Below are 16,708 nucleotides of genomic sequence, written 5' to 3'. Positions count from 1 at the left end.
TGCGCTTGTCCGGGACGACAGCGGAGAATGCCGCGCCAGCTCTGGCTAAATCCCCACGCCCTCAAATCCCCAGCATCATCTTCGCGATGATGTCGCGCTGGATCTCCGAGGTGCCGCCGAAGATCGTGTAGGCGCGGCCGTTGAGATATTCCGGCACCACCGTCAGCATCTCCTCAGGCGTCGCCGGCGCGTGGTTGAGCTTGTAGAGCGGGCGCATCGGCTCGACCGCGAGGGCGTCGTGGCCGATCACGTCGGCCCCCAGCCGCGTCACGGCCTGCCGGATCTCGCTGTTGCGCAGCTTCAGGATCGACGACACCGCGCCGGGATTTTGCCCGGTCTGAAGTGCGGAGAGCACGCGCAGCTCGGTCATCTCCAGCGCGTCGATGTCGATTTCGACCTCGGAGATGCGCACGGCGATATCCGGGCTGTCGATCGCGCGGCCGGTCAGGTCCGACTCGGCCAGCTCCGCGATCGCCTTCAGTCCCTCGCGCAGCTTCGCTGACGCAATGCCGGAGCCCCGCTCGAACTCGAGCAGATACTTGCCGTAGGTCCAGCCCTTGCCTTCCTCGCCGACGCGATTGGCCACGGGCACACGCACGTCGTCGAAGAACACCTGGTTGACCTCGTGGTCGCCGCCGATGGTCAGGATCGGGCGCGTGGTGATGCCCGGCGTTGTCATGTCGATGAGAATAAAACTGATGCCGTCCTGCTGCCGCGGTCCGTCGCTGGTGCGCACCAGCGCGAACATGCGGTTGGCGTGGTGGGCATGCGTGGTCCAGATTTTCGTGCCGTTGATGATGTAGTCGTCGCCGTCGCGCACCGCGCGCGTCTTCAGCGACGAGAGATCGGAGCCGGAGCCCGGCTCGGAATAGCCCTGGCACCAATAATCCTCGCCGGAGAGAATGCGCGGTAGATAAAAGTTCTTCTGCTCGGGCGAACCGAAGCCGATGATAACAGGCCCGACCATCTTCACGCCCATCACGTTGACATTGGGCACGCCGGCCCGAGCGCTTTCGGTCTCGAAAATCCAGCGCTGCGCCGGCGTCCAGTCCGGACCGCCATATTCGACCGGCCAGCCCGGTGCGCCCCAGCCCTGCCGGTGCAGCGCGCGCTGCCAGGCCATGCCGATATCAGGATCGGAGAACACCGACGGCGTCAGCGCGGTTGCGCGCTTCATCTCCTCGGTGAGATTCTTGGCGATGAAGCCGCGCACCTCGTCCTGGAAAGCGCGCTCCTCGGTGTTGAACGAGAGGTCCATGATGCGCTCCTTGTGTCAGGCCGTGCGGCCAAGCTGGGCGTGGCGGCTGTAATGGTGCGCGCTGCCGCCGAACAGCGTGTCGAAGGCGACCAGCCGCTTGAAATAGGCGCCGACCTCGAGCTCCTCGGTGACGCCCATGCCGCCATGAAGCTGGATCGACTGCTCGCCGACGAAGCGCGCGCATTTGCCGATCTTCGCTTTCGCACCGGAGGCGGCCCGCGCGCGCTCGATCGGCGGGCTGTCCACCTTCAGCGCGGCGCGCAGCGCCATCGAGCGCGCCTCGTCGACCTGCATTGCCATGTCGGCGAGGCGGTGGCGGATCACCTGGTTGGCTGAGAGCGGCCGGCCGAACTGCTTTCGGATCTTGGTGTATTCCAGCGTGGTGTCGAGCAGCGTCTGCATGAGGCCGACGGCTTCGGCACCTAACGCAGCCATGGCGCGATCGATGGCCCATTCGATCGCGGGCAGGGCGTCATGTCCGTCGCCGAGCAGGGCATCCTCCGGCAGCTCGACGCCGGACAGCTCGATATTGCAGGCCCGTCCGCCGCCGAGACGCTCGTAGTCGCTGATGGCGAGGCTCGGTGTCTTTGCCGGCACCAGGAACAGGCCGATCCGCCCCGACGGTCCCTGATGGTCGTGGACATGCGCGGATACGATGATCTCGTCGGCGGCGTGGCCCTCGAGCACCGCGATCTTGCTGCCGGCAAGACGCCAGCCTTGCGCCGTCTTGTGGGCGACGGTCGCGACTTTTGCGAGATCGAACCGCGCCGTGCGCTCGGAATGGGCAAAGGCGAGCTTCAGCGATCCATCCGCGACCTTCGGCAGCCTCGCCTGCTTCTGCGCGGTGCTGCCGCATTTGTCGATGAGCGAGGCTCCAAGCACCACCGTTGCAACATACGGTTCCGACACCAACCCGCGGCCGAAGGCTTCCATCAGAATGCCGATCTCGACCGCGCCGCCACCGAGCCCGTCAAACTCTTCCGCGATCGGCAGTGCCAGCCAACCAAGCTCGGCGAACTGCTTCCACACCGCAGGGCTGAAGCCGGACGGATCGTTCGCCATTTTGCGGCGATGATCGGCGTCGTAGCTCTCGGCCACGAAGCGTTCCGCGCTTTCGCGCAGCAGCCGTTGCTCGTCACTCAGATTGAGGTCCATGTCGTTACTCCGCGGCCGCCGGCGGCTTGCGCACGGAGGGATGCAGTCCGGATGGATCGACCACCATGCCGAACTCCTGAAGGTTATGGGCGTGACAGAGCTGATGCAGCGCAAAGGCCTGGTCGATCGCGGCGGGCTGGCCCATCACATCGACCGAGCGGTTCACGGCTTCCTTGGTCAGCTTCAGCGCGAAGGACGGCTTTGATGCGATCCGGCGCGCCAGCTCCAGCACCGACGCTGAAAGCTCCGCGCGCGGCACGACCCGGTTGACCATGCCGAGCTGATGCGCCTCCTGCGCACTCCATGCGTCGGCCGTGAACAAAAACTCCTTGGCCTTGCGCGGTCCGAGCTCCCAGGGATGCACGAACCATTCGACCCCACAGACGCCCATGGTCACCACGGGATCGCAGAACTGCGCATCGTCGCTGGCGACGATGAGGTCACAGGCCCAGGCCAGCATCAGCCCGCCGGCAATGCACTTGCCGTGCACCTCGGCAATGGTCGGCTTGGCGAGGTTGCGCCAACGCCGCGTGATCTGGAGATAGATTTCCTGTTCGCGCGCGAAGCGGCCATGCGCGTTCGCCTCCGCGAAGCCGCCCCAATTTCCGATCGGCGGAAAATCGACACCTGCGGCGTTCTTGCCGCCGGGGCGCAGATCGTGGCCCGATGAGAAATGCGGCCCGTTGCCGGCGAGGATGATCACCTTGACCGCGTCGTCCTGCACCGCCTCGTCGAAGGCGGCGTTGAGGTCGTAGGTCATCTGCAGGTTCTGCGCGTTGCGCGCCTCGGGCCGGTTCATCACGATCCGGGCAATCGCCGGCTCGGGCCTCTCCACGAGGATGGTCTCGAACGAGCTCATCGCGTTCCCCTTGGCGTTTCCGTTCTTGTTTTGCTCAAGTTGACTATGTCGGCCAGGGATAGGCAAGGGGCTTGCGTCAGTCGGTTGCTTTTCGCGCCGCCGGCACAAGATGTCTGGCACCCCGCGCGTTCAATCTGATAGTTTACGCCAGATTTCACCGGGAGGAATTTGATGCGCAAGATCCTGACCGTGCTGGCGGCTCTGGCCTCGCTGAGCCTGACCAACTGCGGCTACAACGCCATCCAGAGCGAGGACGAGCAGATCAAGGGCAACTGGTCCGAGGTCGTGAACCAGTATCAGCGCCGAGCCGATCTCGTGCCCAATCTCGTCAACTCGGTGAAGGGTTTTGCGCAGCAGGAGAAGGACGTGCTGCTCGGCGTCACCAATGCGCGCGCCAAGGTCGGCAGCATCCAGGCGACGCCTGAGGTGCTGAACGACCCCGCCGCCTTCCAGAAGTTCCAGGCCGCCCAGGGCGAGCTCTCCAGCGCGCTGTCACGTCTCTTGGTCGTCACCGAGAACTATCCGCAGCTCAAGTCCGATGCGCTGTTCAAGGATTTGATGTCGCAGCTCGAAGGCACCGAGAACCGCATCACGGTCGCGCGCAACCGCTACATCAAGGCGGTGCAGGACTATAACGTCACCATTCGCTCCTTCCCGAGCAACCTCACCGCGATGATGTTCGGCTACAAGGAGAAGCCGAATTTCGCGGTCGAGAACGAAAAGGAGATCTCGACCGCGCCGAAGGTCGATTTCAACCCGGCGCCCGCGCCGTCGAAGTAGCTGCGCGCCGTTTTGCGAATGCGCCCAGCCCCACCCACCGCCGTCATTCCCCGCGAAGGCGGGGAATCCAGTACGCCGCAGCTTCTCCGTAATCCGCCGGCGTCTCTGGAATACTGGATCGCCCGGTCAAGCCGGGCGATGACAGCGAGGTTGTGGCAAGCGATAGCCGTATTCGTACTCCTCCTCGCCTTCAATTTCCCCGCCTTGGCCGATGTCGCCGTGCCGCAACTCACAGGTCGCGTGGTCGACCAGACCGGCACGCTCTCCAGCGCCGACGTCGCCGCGCTGTCGCAAAAGCTGCGAGACTTCGAGACTCGAAAAGGCAGCCAGGTCGCCGTCCTGATCGTGCCGACCACGCAGCCGGAGACGATCGAGCAGTTTTCCATCCGCGTTGCCGACGCCTGGAAGGTCGGCCGCAAGAAGGTGGACGACGGCGCGATCCTCGTCGTCGCCAAGAACGACCGGCATTTGCGCATCGAGGTCGGCTACGGCCTCGAGGGCGCGCTCACCGACGTCACCTCGCGGCGGATCATCGACGAGATCATCACGCCGAAATTCAGGACGGGCGATTTCGGCGGCGGCATCTCGGATGGTGTCGATCGCATGATCCGCGTGATCGACGGGGAGCCGCTGCCAGTACCTTCGCCGACTGTGAATTTCGGTAATCTGGATGATATCGCGCCGCTGTTCATCGTGACGCTGTTCGCCTCGATCGGGGTCGGCGGCTTCTTCCGGGCCATGCTGGGGCGGCTGCTTGGCTCCTTGGCGACCGGCGGCATCATCGCGGCGCTGACCTGGCTCATTCTCGGGTCCTTTGCAATCGCGCTCGCGCTCGGAGCGCTGGGCTTCGTCATCGGCTTCATCGCCGATCTGTTTGCGGCGATGGCGCCAGCCACGAGATCGTCGCGCGGCGGCTCGTGGTCGAGCGGCTCTTCGGGAGGCGGCTGGAGCAGCGGATCGTCGTCCAGCGACGGCGGCAGCTTCAGCGGCGGTGGCGGCAGTTTTGGCGGCGGCGGCGCCTCGGGGAGCTGGTAGCGGTCATGAGCATGAAGCGCATTGCCAGACATCTCGTGCAGCATCATTGGCGGGCGAAGCAAATCTTCCCGCCAAAGGTGCTCGCCCGCATCGAGCAGGCGATCAAGCAGGGTGAGAGCACACATTCCGGCCAGGTCCGCTTCGTCGTCGAAGGCGCGCTCGACGGGCGACCGCTGTTCCGCAACCAGCCGGCCCGTGAGCGTGCGCTCGACGTGTTCTCTCACTTGCGCATCTGGGATACCGCGCACAACAACGGCGTCCTGATCTATCTCCTGCTCGCCGATCGCGACGTCGAGATCGTTGCCGACCGCGGCATTCACGCGAAGGTCGGTGCCGAGGGCTGGGAGAACATCTGCCGCGCGATGGAGGCCGAGTTCGCCTCCGGCCAGTTCGAGCGCGGCGTGATCGGCGGCATCGCGGCGGTGTCGCGCGAGCTGTCGCGACATTTCCCGCCGCAGGGCCCGCATGCGAACGAGCTGCCGGATGCGCCGGTCGTGATGTGACGGATAGTGATTGGGAGCCGGCGGGTGCGGCGCGCTCCGTCATTGCGAGGAGCTCTCGCGACGAAGCAATCCAGACGGCGGCTTTGGAAAGATTCTGGATTGCTTCGCTGTGCTCGCAATGACGGTGTGGAGGCACCCATTCCGCGGCCGTTCATCTTCCCCGGCTTACAATTTGTTTCACGCCCGCCACACCGGTTCCACGTTCCCGGCCCAATTCGGCCCCGGATGACTTCCTAAAATTTCGGTAAGCGGGTCCCGAAGTAAGGATTTCGCAAGCAATGAAAGTTACCAAAAGGTCAATCCAGAGTGGAGTATTCGAACTGTGAGCGAACCAATGGCTGAGCAGGCTGCCCAGGATACGAGCGTCGAAGCCGCGGTGACCGCGCCGCAGGCCGTCGAGGCTGCCGGCATCGAGGCTCCCTCGATTGCGCCCGACCATGAAGCGCCGCCCAAAGCTGATCCGGTGAAGGCTGAAGCCCCCAAGGTCGAGCCGCCCAAGGTCGAGGTGCCGAAGTTCGAAACCAGGGCCGAGACCAAGCCCGAGCCAAAGCCCGGCAAGCTCATCGTCATGGCACCGTCGGAGCGCTCCTGGGAGCGCGAAGAGTTTGCCCCGCATGTGAAGGCGGACGAGCCGCGCGAGACCGGCGGCAAGCGCCGCCTGTCGGCGATGGCCGCGGTGGTGGCGATTGCGGCCAGCGTCGGCGCCATCAGCGGCGCGCTCGCGACTGCGGGCATGATGCACTTCGCGGCCCCGGCCCCCGCGCCGGTGCAGGTCGCCGACACCAGCGCGCTGGAATCCTCGGTTGCCCGGATCGATGCCGATGTCGTCGCACTGAAGGCGAATGTCGAGCACACCTCCAAGACTGGCCTCAGCCAGTTCAACCGGTCCAATGACCGCCTCGACAAGCTCGAGAAGGCCCAGGCCGAGCCGATGGCCAAAATCGCAAAGCTGTCCGAGACCGTCGACAAGCTCCGCGCCACGCCGCCCGCGGCCCCCGCGCAGGCCGCGGCTGCCGCCGCGAAGGAGACCACCGGCTCGATCGCGCCGACCCAGGTTGCGACCGCAGCCGCTGCACCGGTTCCGGCCCCTGCCGCGCCCAAGACCGAGGTCGGCCGGTTGCCGACGATCGACGGCTGGGTTCTGCGGGACGTTGCCAATGGCGGCGCGCTGATCGAGGGCCGCGGCGGCCTCTACGAGGTCTATGCCGGTGACCCCATCCCCGGAATTGGCCGCGTCGATGCGATCCGCCGTCAGGACGGCCGCTGGGTCGTCGTCACCAGCAAGGGCCTGATCGTCGCACGCTGAGCGTTCGATCTCCGCTCTTCAAAGAGGCGCTTCACCACCATGTGAGGCGCCTTTTGACTTGAATAGGCCGGCTTACGCGGTGTTACTGAAGGCATGAGCCGCGCGTTGCGAATTCTCGTTGCTGCCGCCGTCTTGCTTGGCGGGACTGCTTCGCTTTTCGCAGCGGAGAACGCGCCGTTGACGCGCGGCACGGCGATCATCGATCCCGATCTGCTCCGCAAGCTCGACCAGAACGATTCGCTCACGATCTCGCGCCTGCTATGGCCGGAGCGGAACGCAAACGTTCCGCTGACGACCGATTTGCTGTTCTCGTCGCTGTCGCAGCTCAAGGGAATTCCACCCGCGATCGACGCGGAGTTCGACCGCTACATCATCAGGCAGAAGGCGGCGTACCCGACCGAGACCATCGGCGTCGGTGAAGGCTTTGACGTGCAGCTGTTCGATCGGGCCAATCTCAAATCGCGCGACACCCGCTTCGTGCTGGCCGGCATCGTCAATCGCATGGACCGCGCCTATGTCTCGGAGGAGGCGTGCGGCGAGATCAGGCTGATCTATCGGCTGGTGCGTTTCGAGAGTAAGCCGGAAGGTGGCAAGACCGCAACGCGTCTGCCGATGACGTTCAATCTGGTGATGAAGGCACGCGATGCGCGCCAGACCGATGCGAGCGGCAAGCCTGTTACCTGCGCCGAGGTCGCGCGGCGCTGGCTCGACAATGGCGACTGGCAGGGGCTGATCGGCAGCGGCATCTCCCCTTCCGACGCCATGCTCGACCGCATCGAGACCAATATCCAGATCTCCATCGCGCCGAAATCGGCACTGCACGATTTCCGCTCCGACTATCTGCTCAAGGTGTTCAAGTATAACGCCGCGACGAAGACGTTCGAGGAATCGACGCTGGAGAACCAGATCGATCGCGACCGCATCCTCGCCGACGACGATCTTCGACGTGACTTCAAGGCCTGGCTGCTTGCGCCGGAAAATCTCCGCGAGTTCGATCGCGGCACGGTGCTGATCCCCGAGAAATTCCTGGCCAAGGCCGCGGTGGTGCCGACGCCGGCGGGCCTCGATGCTTCGCCGTTGCAGCCGGAGTTCGGCATGGTGCAAGGGGAGGACAGGGACAGCAACAAGGGCGAGCCCGTCTTCAACGACAACGACGTGGTCGGCGCGCTGAAGCAGGCGGCGGCGCGTGGCATCGACATGCAGAACATCCGCTCGGTCGCGGGCTTCCAGCGCCGCCTCAACGACGTCACCTGCGGCGGCTGCCACCAGACCCGCGGCATCGGCGGCTTCCATTTCCCCGGCGTCGACTGGCTGGCGGACAAGCCGTCGAACTCCACCATCGTGCCGGCCTCGCCGCACTTCTTCGGCGACCAGGTCCGCCGCCGCGACATCCTCACCGCATTCGCCGCGGGAAAACGCCCTGATTTCTCACGCGGATTTGCCAGCCGGCCGCAGACCCGCGGCAGCGGCGAGCTGGCCGGCACCGAATATCAGGATGGCTGGGGTGCCCATTGTTCCCTGCAAAATGCGGGATCGGGAGCGTCGGATAAGAGTTTTACGTCATGGAGCTGTGCTAAAGGTCTCACCTGTCAGGCTGCCGCGGCATCGAGCCGCATCGGCATGTGCTTCATCAAGACGCGTTAGCGCGTGATCCGAAACAGCGTGTAGCGGTTTTTCGAAAGGATCACGCGCCAGATAAAGCCCGCAACCGATTTGGATGACCCATGACTGAGACCAGCGACGCCGATAAGGAGCGCAATCGCGAGATCGCGCGCAATGAGGAAGCCAAGCAGGTCACCGGCAGCATCCGCGTCAGCACCTGGGCGGTCGCGGTGGTCGTCATCGTCGGCGGGATTCTGTTCACGCTGGGCTGGCTGGCACTGCGGGGTTAGTGCCAGCGCCCTCACTTCGCGTAATTCGTCATCCGCTTGCCGGGCAAGAGCTCATAGGCCGGCTTCCAGCCGGGCAGCGCGGCCATGCGGCCGAGCCAGGCGTGAATGGCAGGGTGGCTCGCCGCGAAATCAAAGCCGTGCTCGTCGCTCGGATAGTGCAGGTAGGCCATCATCGAGATATCGGCGATCGTCGGCTTCGCCCCGATCGCAAAGGCATTATGCTGGAGATGTCCGTCGAGAATGCCGAGGAAGTCCTCGAGCCGCCGGCGAAAATGCTTCAGCACCTGCGGATCGTTTTTCTCAGTGAACGCCCGCATGAAGCGATAGGTCGCCATGTAGCCGGTGAGCTTGTGGTTGTCCCAGAACAGCCAGCGCAGCAGCTCGAACTTTTCCTCCTCGGTCTCCGCGCCGAAACGGCCGTACTGCTCGGCAAGCTTGAGCAGGAGCGGTGCGGTCTGCGTCATCTTCACGCCGTCGACCTCGAGCACGGGAATCTCGCCCATCGCGTTCACGGCCTTGCGCCATTCCGCCGTGCGCGTGACGCCGCCGCCAAAATCGGTCCACACCGGCTCGAACGTCTCGCCGCAAAGCGTCAGCATCAACGCCAGCTTGTAGCTGTTGCCGGATTCCGGGAAGTAGTGCAGGCGGTAGCTGGGCATGGGACCTCGCGGCGCGGGAGCTTTGCCGATCGTTATACCGGGATGCTTCCACGCCGTCATTGCGAGCGCAGCGAAGCAATCCAGCAATGCATCCGCGATGGGATTCTGGATTGCTTCGCTGCGCTCGCAATGACGGGGGTTGCGCCAGCGACGCTTCTAGCCGACCGCCCCCGAACCCCGCAGCTGCTTGATCGCCTTCTCGTCGTATCCCGCCCCGCGCAAAATCTCGTCACTGTGCTCGCCGACGGCGGGCGGCTTGCGCGGCTGGACCTTCTTGGCGCCGTCGATCCAGATCGGGCTGGAGATGGTGAGCATGGTGTCGTTCTCGAACGGCACCAGCACCTCGTTGTCGAGCATCTGCTTGTCGTTGGGGATGTCGTCGAGAATGCCGACGATGCCGAACACGAGGCCGTTGCCGTCGAGGATCTTGCGCCATTCGGCAAGATCCCTGGTGGCGAAGGTCTCGTCAAAAATCTTGATCAGTTCGACCGAACGGGCGTGACGGTCGGCCTTGGTGGCGAAACGCGGATCGTCAATCAGGTCCTCGCGTCCCAGGCATCTGGCCAGTATCGGAAACTGCTTCTCCTCGCTCAGCAGCGACAGGATCAACCAGCGGCCGTCCTTGCACTGGTAGTGGTTGGCCACGGCGTTCAGCGCACGTTCGCGCGGCCGCCTCTCGGCGAACTTGGAGCCGCACAGTTTTGCCTGCGCCAGCGTGCCCGCGGCCCACACCCCGTTCGCCATCAGATTGGAGGCGACATGCGAGCCCTTGCCGGTCTTCTCGCGCTGATACAGCGCGGTGACGATGGCGCCATAGAACGCCATGGCGCAGGGATGGTCGCCCATGCCGGCGACCGAGCGGGCCGGCGTCGTGTGGGTGTCGGCGCGGACGAGGTCCATCAGGCCTGAACGCGCCCAATAGGCGTTGCTGTCGAAGCCGGGCTTGTTGGCCTCTTCGCCCTTTTCGCCATAGCCGGTGAAGGAGGCGTAGATCAGCCGGTCGTTGAGATGGGCGAGATGATCATAGGTGATGCCGAGCTTGGCGCGCACCGGCGGCGGCATGTTGGTGATGAAGACGTCGGCCTCTTCGACCAGCTTGTAGAGCACGGCCTGCGCCTCCGGCTTGGAGAGGTCGAGCGCGATGCTTTTCTTGTTGCGGGCCTCCAGCAGCCAGGCGAAATTGTGCTCGCTGGTCGGATAGCCCGGAATGTTGGGCAGATTGCGGTAGGGGTCGCCGGCGCCGGGCGGCTCGATCTTGATGACGTCGGCGCCGAAATCCGACAGCACGGTCGCGGCGGCGGGCGCTGCGATGAAGCTCGCGCAGTCCAGAACCTTGAGCCCTGCAAAAATGCCCTTTTCCATCGCGGCGTAGCTCCCTCGCTCTTGTTGTTTCCCGCGCGCTGGAATTGGCGCAGGTCAAGTCATGGCAGCATTAGACCGATGTTTCGGCGGGATGCAACGGCGCCAGGCGCAGGGCTTCACTCCTCCCCCGCAAGCAGCGCGGCATTGCCGCCGGCTGCCGCGGTGTTGATCGTCACGGTCTGCTCGGTCGCAAAGCGTGCGAGATAATGCGGGCCGCCCGCTTTCGGGCCGGTTCCGGACAGCCCGTTGCCGCCGAATGGCTGCACGCCGACCACGGCGCCGATCATGTTGCGGTTGACATAGATGTTGCCGACCTGGACGCGATCGATGATCGCCTCGATGGTGTCGTCGATCCGGGAGTGAATGCCGAGCGTGAGTCCATAGCCGCTGCGCTCGATCGCCTGCAGGACGCGGTCGAGGTTTTCCGCGCGATAGCGCACGACGTGCAGGATCGGGCCGAACACCTCCTCGGTGAGCTGGCCGGCGTCCTTGAGCTCGAAAATGTGCGGGGCGACGAAGCAGCCGTCGGGCGCAGTGCCTGCAAAGTGTAGCCGCGCCTCGCACTTCATCCGCGCGATATGCGCATCGAGGCGCTGCTTGGCCTCAGCGTCGATCACCGGACCGACATGGGTCGCGACATCGCCGGGGTCGCCGATCTTCAATTCGCGCGCCGCGCCCGCGATCATCTCGATCATGCGGTCGGCGACATCCTCCTGCACGAACAGCAGCCGCAGCGCCGAGCAGCGCTGGCCGGCGGAGCGGAAGGCCGAGGTCACGACGTCGTCGGCGACCTGCTCGGGCAGCGCGGTCGCATCCGCGATCATGGCGTTGATACCGCCGGTCTCCGCGATCAGCGGCACGATCGGCCCCTCCTTGGCGGCGAGCGTCCGGTTGATCAGGCGCGCGACCTCGGTCGAGCCGGTGAAGACGACGCCGGCGATGTCGGCATGCGCCGTCAGCACGGCGCCGATGCGGCCGTCACCGGTGACGAGATGCAGCGCGCTCCTGGGAATGCCGGCCTCGTGCAGCAGCGCTACGGCCTCACGCGCGATGCGCGGCGTCTGCTCGGCGGGTTTTGCGATCACGCTGTTTCCGGCCATCAGCGCCGCCGTGACCTGGCCCATGAAGATCGCCAGCGGGAAATTCCACGGCGAGATCGCGACGAAGGCGCCGCGGCCGCGCATCGCGAGCGCATTGCTCTCGCCGGTCGGGCCCGGCATGGCGGCCTCAACGCCGAACAGCTTTCGACCCTGTGCGGCATAGTAGCGGCAGAAGTCGGCGGCCTCGCGCAGCTCCGATAGCGCATCGTCCAGCGTCTTGCCGCCCTCGGCTTGCAGCAGCGCGATGAAATGGGCGCTCCGGCTCTCCAACAGATGCGCGGCCTGCTCCAGTGCGGCCGCGCGCGTGGCCGCCGGCGTTCGGCTCCAGGCGGCAAAGCCGGCGCGCGCAGCAGTCACCGACGCATTGGCTCGGTCCGGCGTTGTGTCGGCTATGGGCTTGAGGTCGGCTGCCTCGGCCTTCGCGTCCGCCAGCAGCCGGTCGAGCGCCGCGCGCGCGCCGAATTCGACGCCGCGCGAATTGCGCCGGTCCGGCGCGAACAGATCGCCCGGCAACGGAATTCTGGGATGGGCCGCCGCTTGCGGCCGGACGATGGCATCGGCCGGACGCTGCAACAGCGCCACAACCGGCACACGATAGTCGGCCGCCTGCGCCACGAACGACGAGTTGGCGCCGTTCTCCAGCAGCCGCCGCACCAGATAGGCGAGCAGGTCGCGATGGCTGCCGACCGGGGCATAGGTGCGGTAGGCGATGTCAGGATGATCCTTGGCGAGCTGTTCGTAGAGCGCTTCGCCCATGCCGTGCAGGCGCTGGAATTCGAAGCCGCCGCCATCTTGCGCAAGCTCCAGCACGGTCGCGACCGTCAGCGCGTTGTGGGTGGCGAATTGCGGAAAGATGCGCGGCCGCAGACTCAAAAGCTTCGAAGCGCAGGCGACGTAGTTCAGATCCGTCATCGCCTTGCGCGTGAACACGGGATAGCCGTCCAGCCCGCGCTCCTGCGCGCGCTTGATCTCGGTGTCCCAATAGGCGCCCTTGACCAGCCGCACCATCAGCTTGCGGTCATGCGCGCGGGCGAGCGCGTCGACATAGTCGATCACGGCGCTCGCGCGCTTCTGATAGGCCTGGATCGCCAGGCCAAAGCCGTCCCAGCCGCTGAGCGAGGGATCGGCGAGCGTTGCCGCGATCACGTCGAGCGACAGCTCCAGCCGGTCCGCTTCCTCGGCGTCGACGGTGAAGTTCAAATCATGCGCCTTGGCGCGCTGCGCCAGGTCCAGCAGTTGCGGCACCAGCTCGCCCATCACGCGGTTGCGGCTGATGGCCTCGAAGCGCGGATGCAGCGCCGACAGCTTGACCGAGATGCCGGGCCGGTCGGGCAGGGGATAGCTGCCCGCAGCCTTGCCGATGGTCAGAATCGCGCTCGCATAGGCGTCGAAATAGCGCCTGGCGTCCTCCGCCGTGCGCGCGCCCTCGCCGAGCATGTCGAAGGAGTAGCGCGTCTTTTGGCCGGAGCGCGGCTTACCCCGCTCCAGCGCCTGCTCGATGGTCTCCCCCAGCACGAAATGGTTGCCCATCAGCCGCATCGCCTGGCGCGTGGCGGTGCGCACCGCCGGCGCGCCCAGCCGCTTCACCAGCCGGCCGATGGTGCCGTCGGGCGTCTCGCCGGGCTGGATCACTCGCGCCGAGAGGCCGAGCGCCCAGGCCGAGGCATTGACCAGGAAGGCCGTGGACTTGGTCTCGTGGTGGATGAAGTCGCCTTCGCCGAGCTTGTCCTCGATGAACTGGTCGGCGGTGCGCGCGTCGGGCACGCGGAGCAGCGCCTCGGCCAGCACCATCAGGGCGAGCCCCTCCTTGGTCGAAAGCGCGAACTCCCGCAGCATGTCCTCGACCCCGCCAAGCCGGTCGTCGCGCTTGCGGATCGCCTCGATCAGCCGCGTCGCGGTGCGGTCGATCCGCGCCTCCTGCGGCGGGCCGAGATGCGAAGCGGGCAAGAGTCGCGCGGCAATCTCGGCATCATCGGGCGCATAGGGGGCGGTGAAGGGCGGCGGGATGTTCGGCATGGCGTGTCCTGTGGCTCGAATCCAGGATAAGGCCCGCTAGACCGTAGTTCGATAGACAAATTAGCCATTTTGCCTTAGAAAATGAAGATCATTGGTACATTGGCCACATAAAATATGGAACTCGATCGAATCGACCGGAAGATCCTCTCAATTCTGCAGCAGGACGGGCGCATCGCCAATGTCGAGCTTGCGGAGCGCATCGGGCTTTCGCCGACCTCGGTCGGCGAGCGGCTGAAGCGGTTGCAGCGGGAGGGCTTTGTCGAGGGCTACGGCGCGCGGCTCAATCCGCACCGGCTCGGCCTGGGTCTTCTGGTGTTCGTCGAGGTGCTGCTCGACAAGACCACGCCGGACAATTTCGAGCGGTTCGCGCGCGCGGTGAAACTCGCACCCGAGGTGCTGGAGTGTCACATGGTTGCAGGAGGCTTCGACTATCTTGTGAAGGCGCGGCTTGCGGACATGACCGCCTATCGACGCTTCCTCGGCGAGACGTTGCTGTCGATGCCGGGCGTGCGCGAGACGCGAACCTATGCGGTGATGGAAGAGATCAAGCGCGACGCACCATTGCCGGTGGACTAACGAAGGGCCGTCGCGATTGTCATTGCTGTGGCGTTGAACGAGCGGTCTTCGCGGGAAAATAGCTCTCCGTGTGCAATCGCAACGCCCGTCGTCGAATGCACTGGCCGTCTTCTAAAATTTTTTTGGCCCGGCTCCCGGACAGATCCGGGAGGCAGCAAAGGCTGCCGGGCTTATACTTTGAGGTTCTCTGCGGAGGTCTTGCCCCGGTTTGCGATCTCTTCGTATTCCACCGTCTGTCCTTCGTTCAGGGACGACAGACCGGCTTTCTGCACTGCCGAGATATGCACGAACACATCCTTGCCGCCCGACGCAGGCTGGATAAATCCATAACCCTTCGTCGGGTTGAACCACTTGACCGTACCTTTAGCCATCACGTCTTCTCCGCGGGTCTTCCTCCGAGATCTCGAACCGCCAGTCCCCGCCAACCGGCCGGTTCGGTCCTAACAGGATACGCGGAATGTGGCCGGCTTGGTAGCTCAAACCATATCGGCATTTCGCCGAATTCCGCTCAACTTCGCAGCGATTTTGCCGATTCTGCCCGTTTCGCGGTCAATTGATCGGCACGCCGCGCGCCATCCGTCAATAAGTCGCGGCCAGATAATCGACGATCTTGCCGACATCGGCATCGTCGATCGGGGCGCCATAGACCTTGATCATCTTGGTCACCTCGGCCTGCCAAAAACCTTTCTTGTCCTTCATCGGCGGCTGCGTGTTGACGTAATCGGCCGAGTGGCAGGCGCTGCAATTGCCCTGCACGACCTCGAGATTGGGGCCTGGCTTGAAGGCCGCGACCTCGTCGGGCGTCTTGTAGTTGAGCGGCGCTGCAAGCGCCGAACCCACCATTGCGGCGACGGTGAGTGAGATGGCGAGGAGAACGGTGCGCTGCATGATCATTCTCTCTCAGGCCACGGTGACGCGGACGGTTTCGACGACGTTGCGTAGATAACCCGCAGGGTTCCAGCGTGGCGCATCCGGCTGGGTCTCGCCGCCATTGCCGGTGGCGCGCACCCTGAGCTCGTGGGCGCCCGCCGCGAGCTTCACCGGCAGCTTCCATTCACGGAATGAGTATTTGCCGAGATCCTTGCCGAGCTTGGCGCTGACCCAGGTCTTGCCGCCGTCGGTGGAAACCTGGACGTCCTTGATGCCCTTGCCGCCGTCGAAGGCGATGCCGCGCAGCGTCGTGCCGCCTGCCTTCAGCTTGGCACCGTCGGGAACGCTGGTGATGAAGGATCGGATGGTGAAGCGGTTGATCGGGATCGTCGCCTTCGGCGCGGTGCCCGGCTCGACCGCATTGTTCGGCGTGTCCGGAATGCGATAGGCCGACTTCATCCAGAAGCCGTCATAGACATTGTCGATGACGGTGATCTCGTTGAGGTGCTTGACCCAGTAGGTGCCGTAATAGCCGGGGACGATCAGGCGCAGCGGAAAGCCGTTGAGGAACGGCAGGTCCTCGCCGTTCATGCCATAGGCCAGCATCACCTCGCCGTCGGTGGCGTGCTCGAGATCGAGCGCCTTGACGAAATCGGGCGTCTTGTCGCTGACGGGGCCGTCCATGCCGTTGAAGGTGACCTGCTTGGCGCCGCTCTGCACGCCTGCCATCTCCAGCACGGCCTTCAGCGGCACGCCGCGCCAGCGCGCATTGCCCATCGCGCCGTTGGCGAGCTGGCCACCGGCGACACGCGGCTCGGAGAAGCCGCGGCTGTTGCCGGAGCACTGGTTGACGGCGACGATCTCGGTCGCCTTCATTTTCCTGATGTCCTTGAGCGACAGCTTGAGCGGCTTGTCGACCTTGCCCTTGACCTCGAGCGTGAACTTGTCGGGATCGAGATTGTAAGGCAGGTCCGAGAGGTGATAGCGCACGAAGAACGCGTTATTCGGCGTGATCGGACCGTCGTTGAAGATCGCGAACGGCGTCTCGAGCTGCGGCGGCCGGCTGGTCAGGCCGATCATCGGCCGCTTCTGCGGATATTTCACCAGCGGCCGCTCGCCATTGGCGAAGGGAAGCGTGACGGTGTCGAGTGCCAGCGCCTTGGTGGAATTCAGTGTGGCCGCCATAGCGGCAAGGCCCGCTCCTTTGAGCAGGTCGCGTCGATCGAACATTCTCGTCTCCTCCCGGAGCTTTTCGTTGGACCGCAGTCATCACCGCGATCCCGCGCTCATCTGTCGCAACGATCGAGATGAAGTCAATTCGTGCTTTCGCAGCAGGC

The 16,708-nt window shown here is 64.9% G+C and carries 16 protein-coding genes; 7 read left to right on the top strand and 9 right to left on the bottom strand.

The genetic code is table 11. From position 1 onward, the window contains the following. Positions 1–61: 61 nt before the first annotated feature. The 3 genes from AB7Z56_RS36980 to AB7Z56_RS36970 are packed head-to-tail and all read right to left on the bottom strand — an operon-like array spanning position 62 to position 3,272. Complete coding sequence (locus AB7Z56_RS36980) at positions 62–1,258, bottom strand: acyl-CoA dehydrogenase family protein (RefSeq protein ID WP_063985450.1); 1,197 nt, start codon at positions 1,256–1,258, stop codon at positions 62–64. 15 nt (positions 1,259–1,273) lie between these two features. Beyond that, complete coding sequence (locus AB7Z56_RS36975) at positions 1,274–2,413, bottom strand: acyl-CoA dehydrogenase family protein (RefSeq protein ID WP_063985449.1); 1,140 nt, start codon at positions 2,411–2,413, stop codon at positions 1,274–1,276. A gap of 4 nt (positions 2,414–2,417) precedes the next feature. Then, positions 2,418–3,272, bottom strand: coding sequence for an enoyl-CoA hydratase (locus AB7Z56_RS36970; RefSeq protein WP_063985448.1), 855 nt, complete (start codon positions 3,270–3,272; stop codon positions 2,418–2,420). A gap of 171 nt (positions 3,273–3,443) precedes the next feature. Here AB7Z56_RS36970 and AB7Z56_RS36965 point away from each other — a divergent pair, with 171 nt between their 5' ends. The 6 genes from AB7Z56_RS36965 (at position 3,444) to AB7Z56_RS36940 (ending at position 8,788) form a co-directional block, all read left to right on the top strand. Beyond that, entirely contained in the window at positions 3,444–4,052 is a 609-nt protein-coding gene (locus AB7Z56_RS36965) for a LemA family protein (RefSeq protein ID WP_063985447.1), read from the top strand. Positions 4,053–4,190: 138 nt separating this feature from the next. Continuing rightward, on the top strand, positions 4,191–5,087 hold the full coding sequence (locus AB7Z56_RS36960) for a TPM domain-containing protein (RefSeq protein ID WP_063985446.1): 897 nt from the start codon (positions 4,191–4,193) through the stop codon (positions 5,085–5,087). A gap of 5 nt (positions 5,088–5,092) precedes the next feature. Then, positions 5,093–5,590, top strand: a complete 498-nt coding sequence (locus tag AB7Z56_RS36955) for a TPM domain-containing protein (RefSeq protein ID WP_063985445.1) — start codon at positions 5,093–5,095, stop codon at positions 5,588–5,590. A 334-nt stretch (positions 5,591–5,924) separates the two neighbouring features. After that, complete coding sequence (locus AB7Z56_RS36950) at positions 5,925–6,896, top strand: hypothetical protein (RefSeq protein WP_063985444.1); 972 nt, start codon at positions 5,925–5,927, stop codon at positions 6,894–6,896. A gap of 93 nt (positions 6,897–6,989) precedes the next feature. Further along, positions 6,990–8,540, top strand: a complete 1,551-nt coding sequence (locus tag AB7Z56_RS36945; RefSeq protein ID WP_231143620.1) for a hypothetical protein — start codon at positions 6,990–6,992, stop codon at positions 8,538–8,540. An 80-nt stretch (positions 8,541–8,620) separates the two neighbouring features. Next, on the top strand, positions 8,621–8,788 hold the full coding sequence (locus AB7Z56_RS36940) for a hypothetical protein (RefSeq protein WP_014492272.1): 168 nt from the start codon (positions 8,621–8,623) through the stop codon (positions 8,786–8,788). Between the two features lie 11 nt (positions 8,789–8,799). Here the strand turns inward: AB7Z56_RS36940 and AB7Z56_RS36935 are convergent, their stop codons facing one another. From AB7Z56_RS36935 to putA, 3 genes are all read right to left on the bottom strand, one after another. After that, positions 8,800–9,447: a glutathione S-transferase family protein gene (locus AB7Z56_RS36935; RefSeq protein ID WP_063985442.1), complete on the bottom strand. Its 648-nt coding sequence runs from the start codon at positions 9,445–9,447 to the stop codon at positions 8,800–8,802. A 156-nt stretch (positions 9,448–9,603) separates the two neighbouring features. Continuing rightward, on the bottom strand, positions 9,604–10,809 hold the full coding sequence (locus tag AB7Z56_RS36930; RefSeq protein ID WP_063985441.1) for a CaiB/BaiF CoA transferase family protein: 1,206 nt from the start codon (positions 10,807–10,809) through the stop codon (positions 9,604–9,606). A 116-nt stretch (positions 10,810–10,925) separates the two neighbouring features. After that, a complete protein-coding gene (gene putA, locus AB7Z56_RS36925) occupies positions 10,926–13,925 on the bottom strand; it encodes a bifunctional proline dehydrogenase/L-glutamate gamma-semialdehyde dehydrogenase PutA (protein WP_231143619.1) in 3,000 nt (999 codons plus the stop codon). 114 nt (positions 13,926–14,039) lie between these two features. Here putA and AB7Z56_RS36920 point away from each other — a divergent pair, with 114 nt between their 5' ends. Next, the gene (locus AB7Z56_RS36920) at positions 14,040–14,501 is read left to right on the top strand and encodes an Lrp/AsnC ligand binding domain-containing protein (protein WP_038954741.1); all 462 of its coding nucleotides are present in this window, start codon (positions 14,040–14,042) and stop codon (positions 14,499–14,501) included. Positions 14,502–14,671: 170 nt separating this feature from the next. Here the strand turns inward: AB7Z56_RS36920 and AB7Z56_RS36915 are convergent, their stop codons facing one another. The 3 genes from AB7Z56_RS36915 to sorA all read right to left on the bottom strand — a co-directional run bounded on the left by AB7Z56_RS36915 (position 14,672) and on the right by sorA (position 16,601). Then, positions 14,672–14,872: a cold-shock protein gene (locus tag AB7Z56_RS36915; RefSeq protein ID WP_008134691.1), complete on the bottom strand. Its 201-nt coding sequence runs from the start codon at positions 14,870–14,872 to the stop codon at positions 14,672–14,674. Positions 14,873–15,080: 208 nt separating this feature from the next. Beyond that, positions 15,081–15,389: a SorB family sulfite dehydrogenase c-type cytochrome subunit gene (sorB, locus tag AB7Z56_RS36910; RefSeq protein ID WP_063985439.1), complete on the bottom strand. Its 309-nt coding sequence runs from the start codon at positions 15,387–15,389 to the stop codon at positions 15,081–15,083. Positions 15,390–15,401: 12 nt separating this feature from the next. Then, positions 15,402–16,601, bottom strand: coding sequence for a SorA family sulfite dehydrogenase catalytic subunit (gene sorA / locus AB7Z56_RS36905; RefSeq protein ID WP_283017702.1), 1,200 nt, complete (start codon positions 16,599–16,601; stop codon positions 15,402–15,404). Positions 16,602–16,708: the final 107 nt, after the last annotated feature.

Source organism: Bradyrhizobium sp. 482_C4_N1_8, assembly GCF_052075965.1.
Classification (GTDB): domain Bacteria; phylum Pseudomonadota; class Alphaproteobacteria; order Rhizobiales; family Xanthobacteraceae; genus Bradyrhizobium; species Bradyrhizobium barranii.
This window is presented reverse-complemented; position numbering and strand designations above follow the sequence as displayed.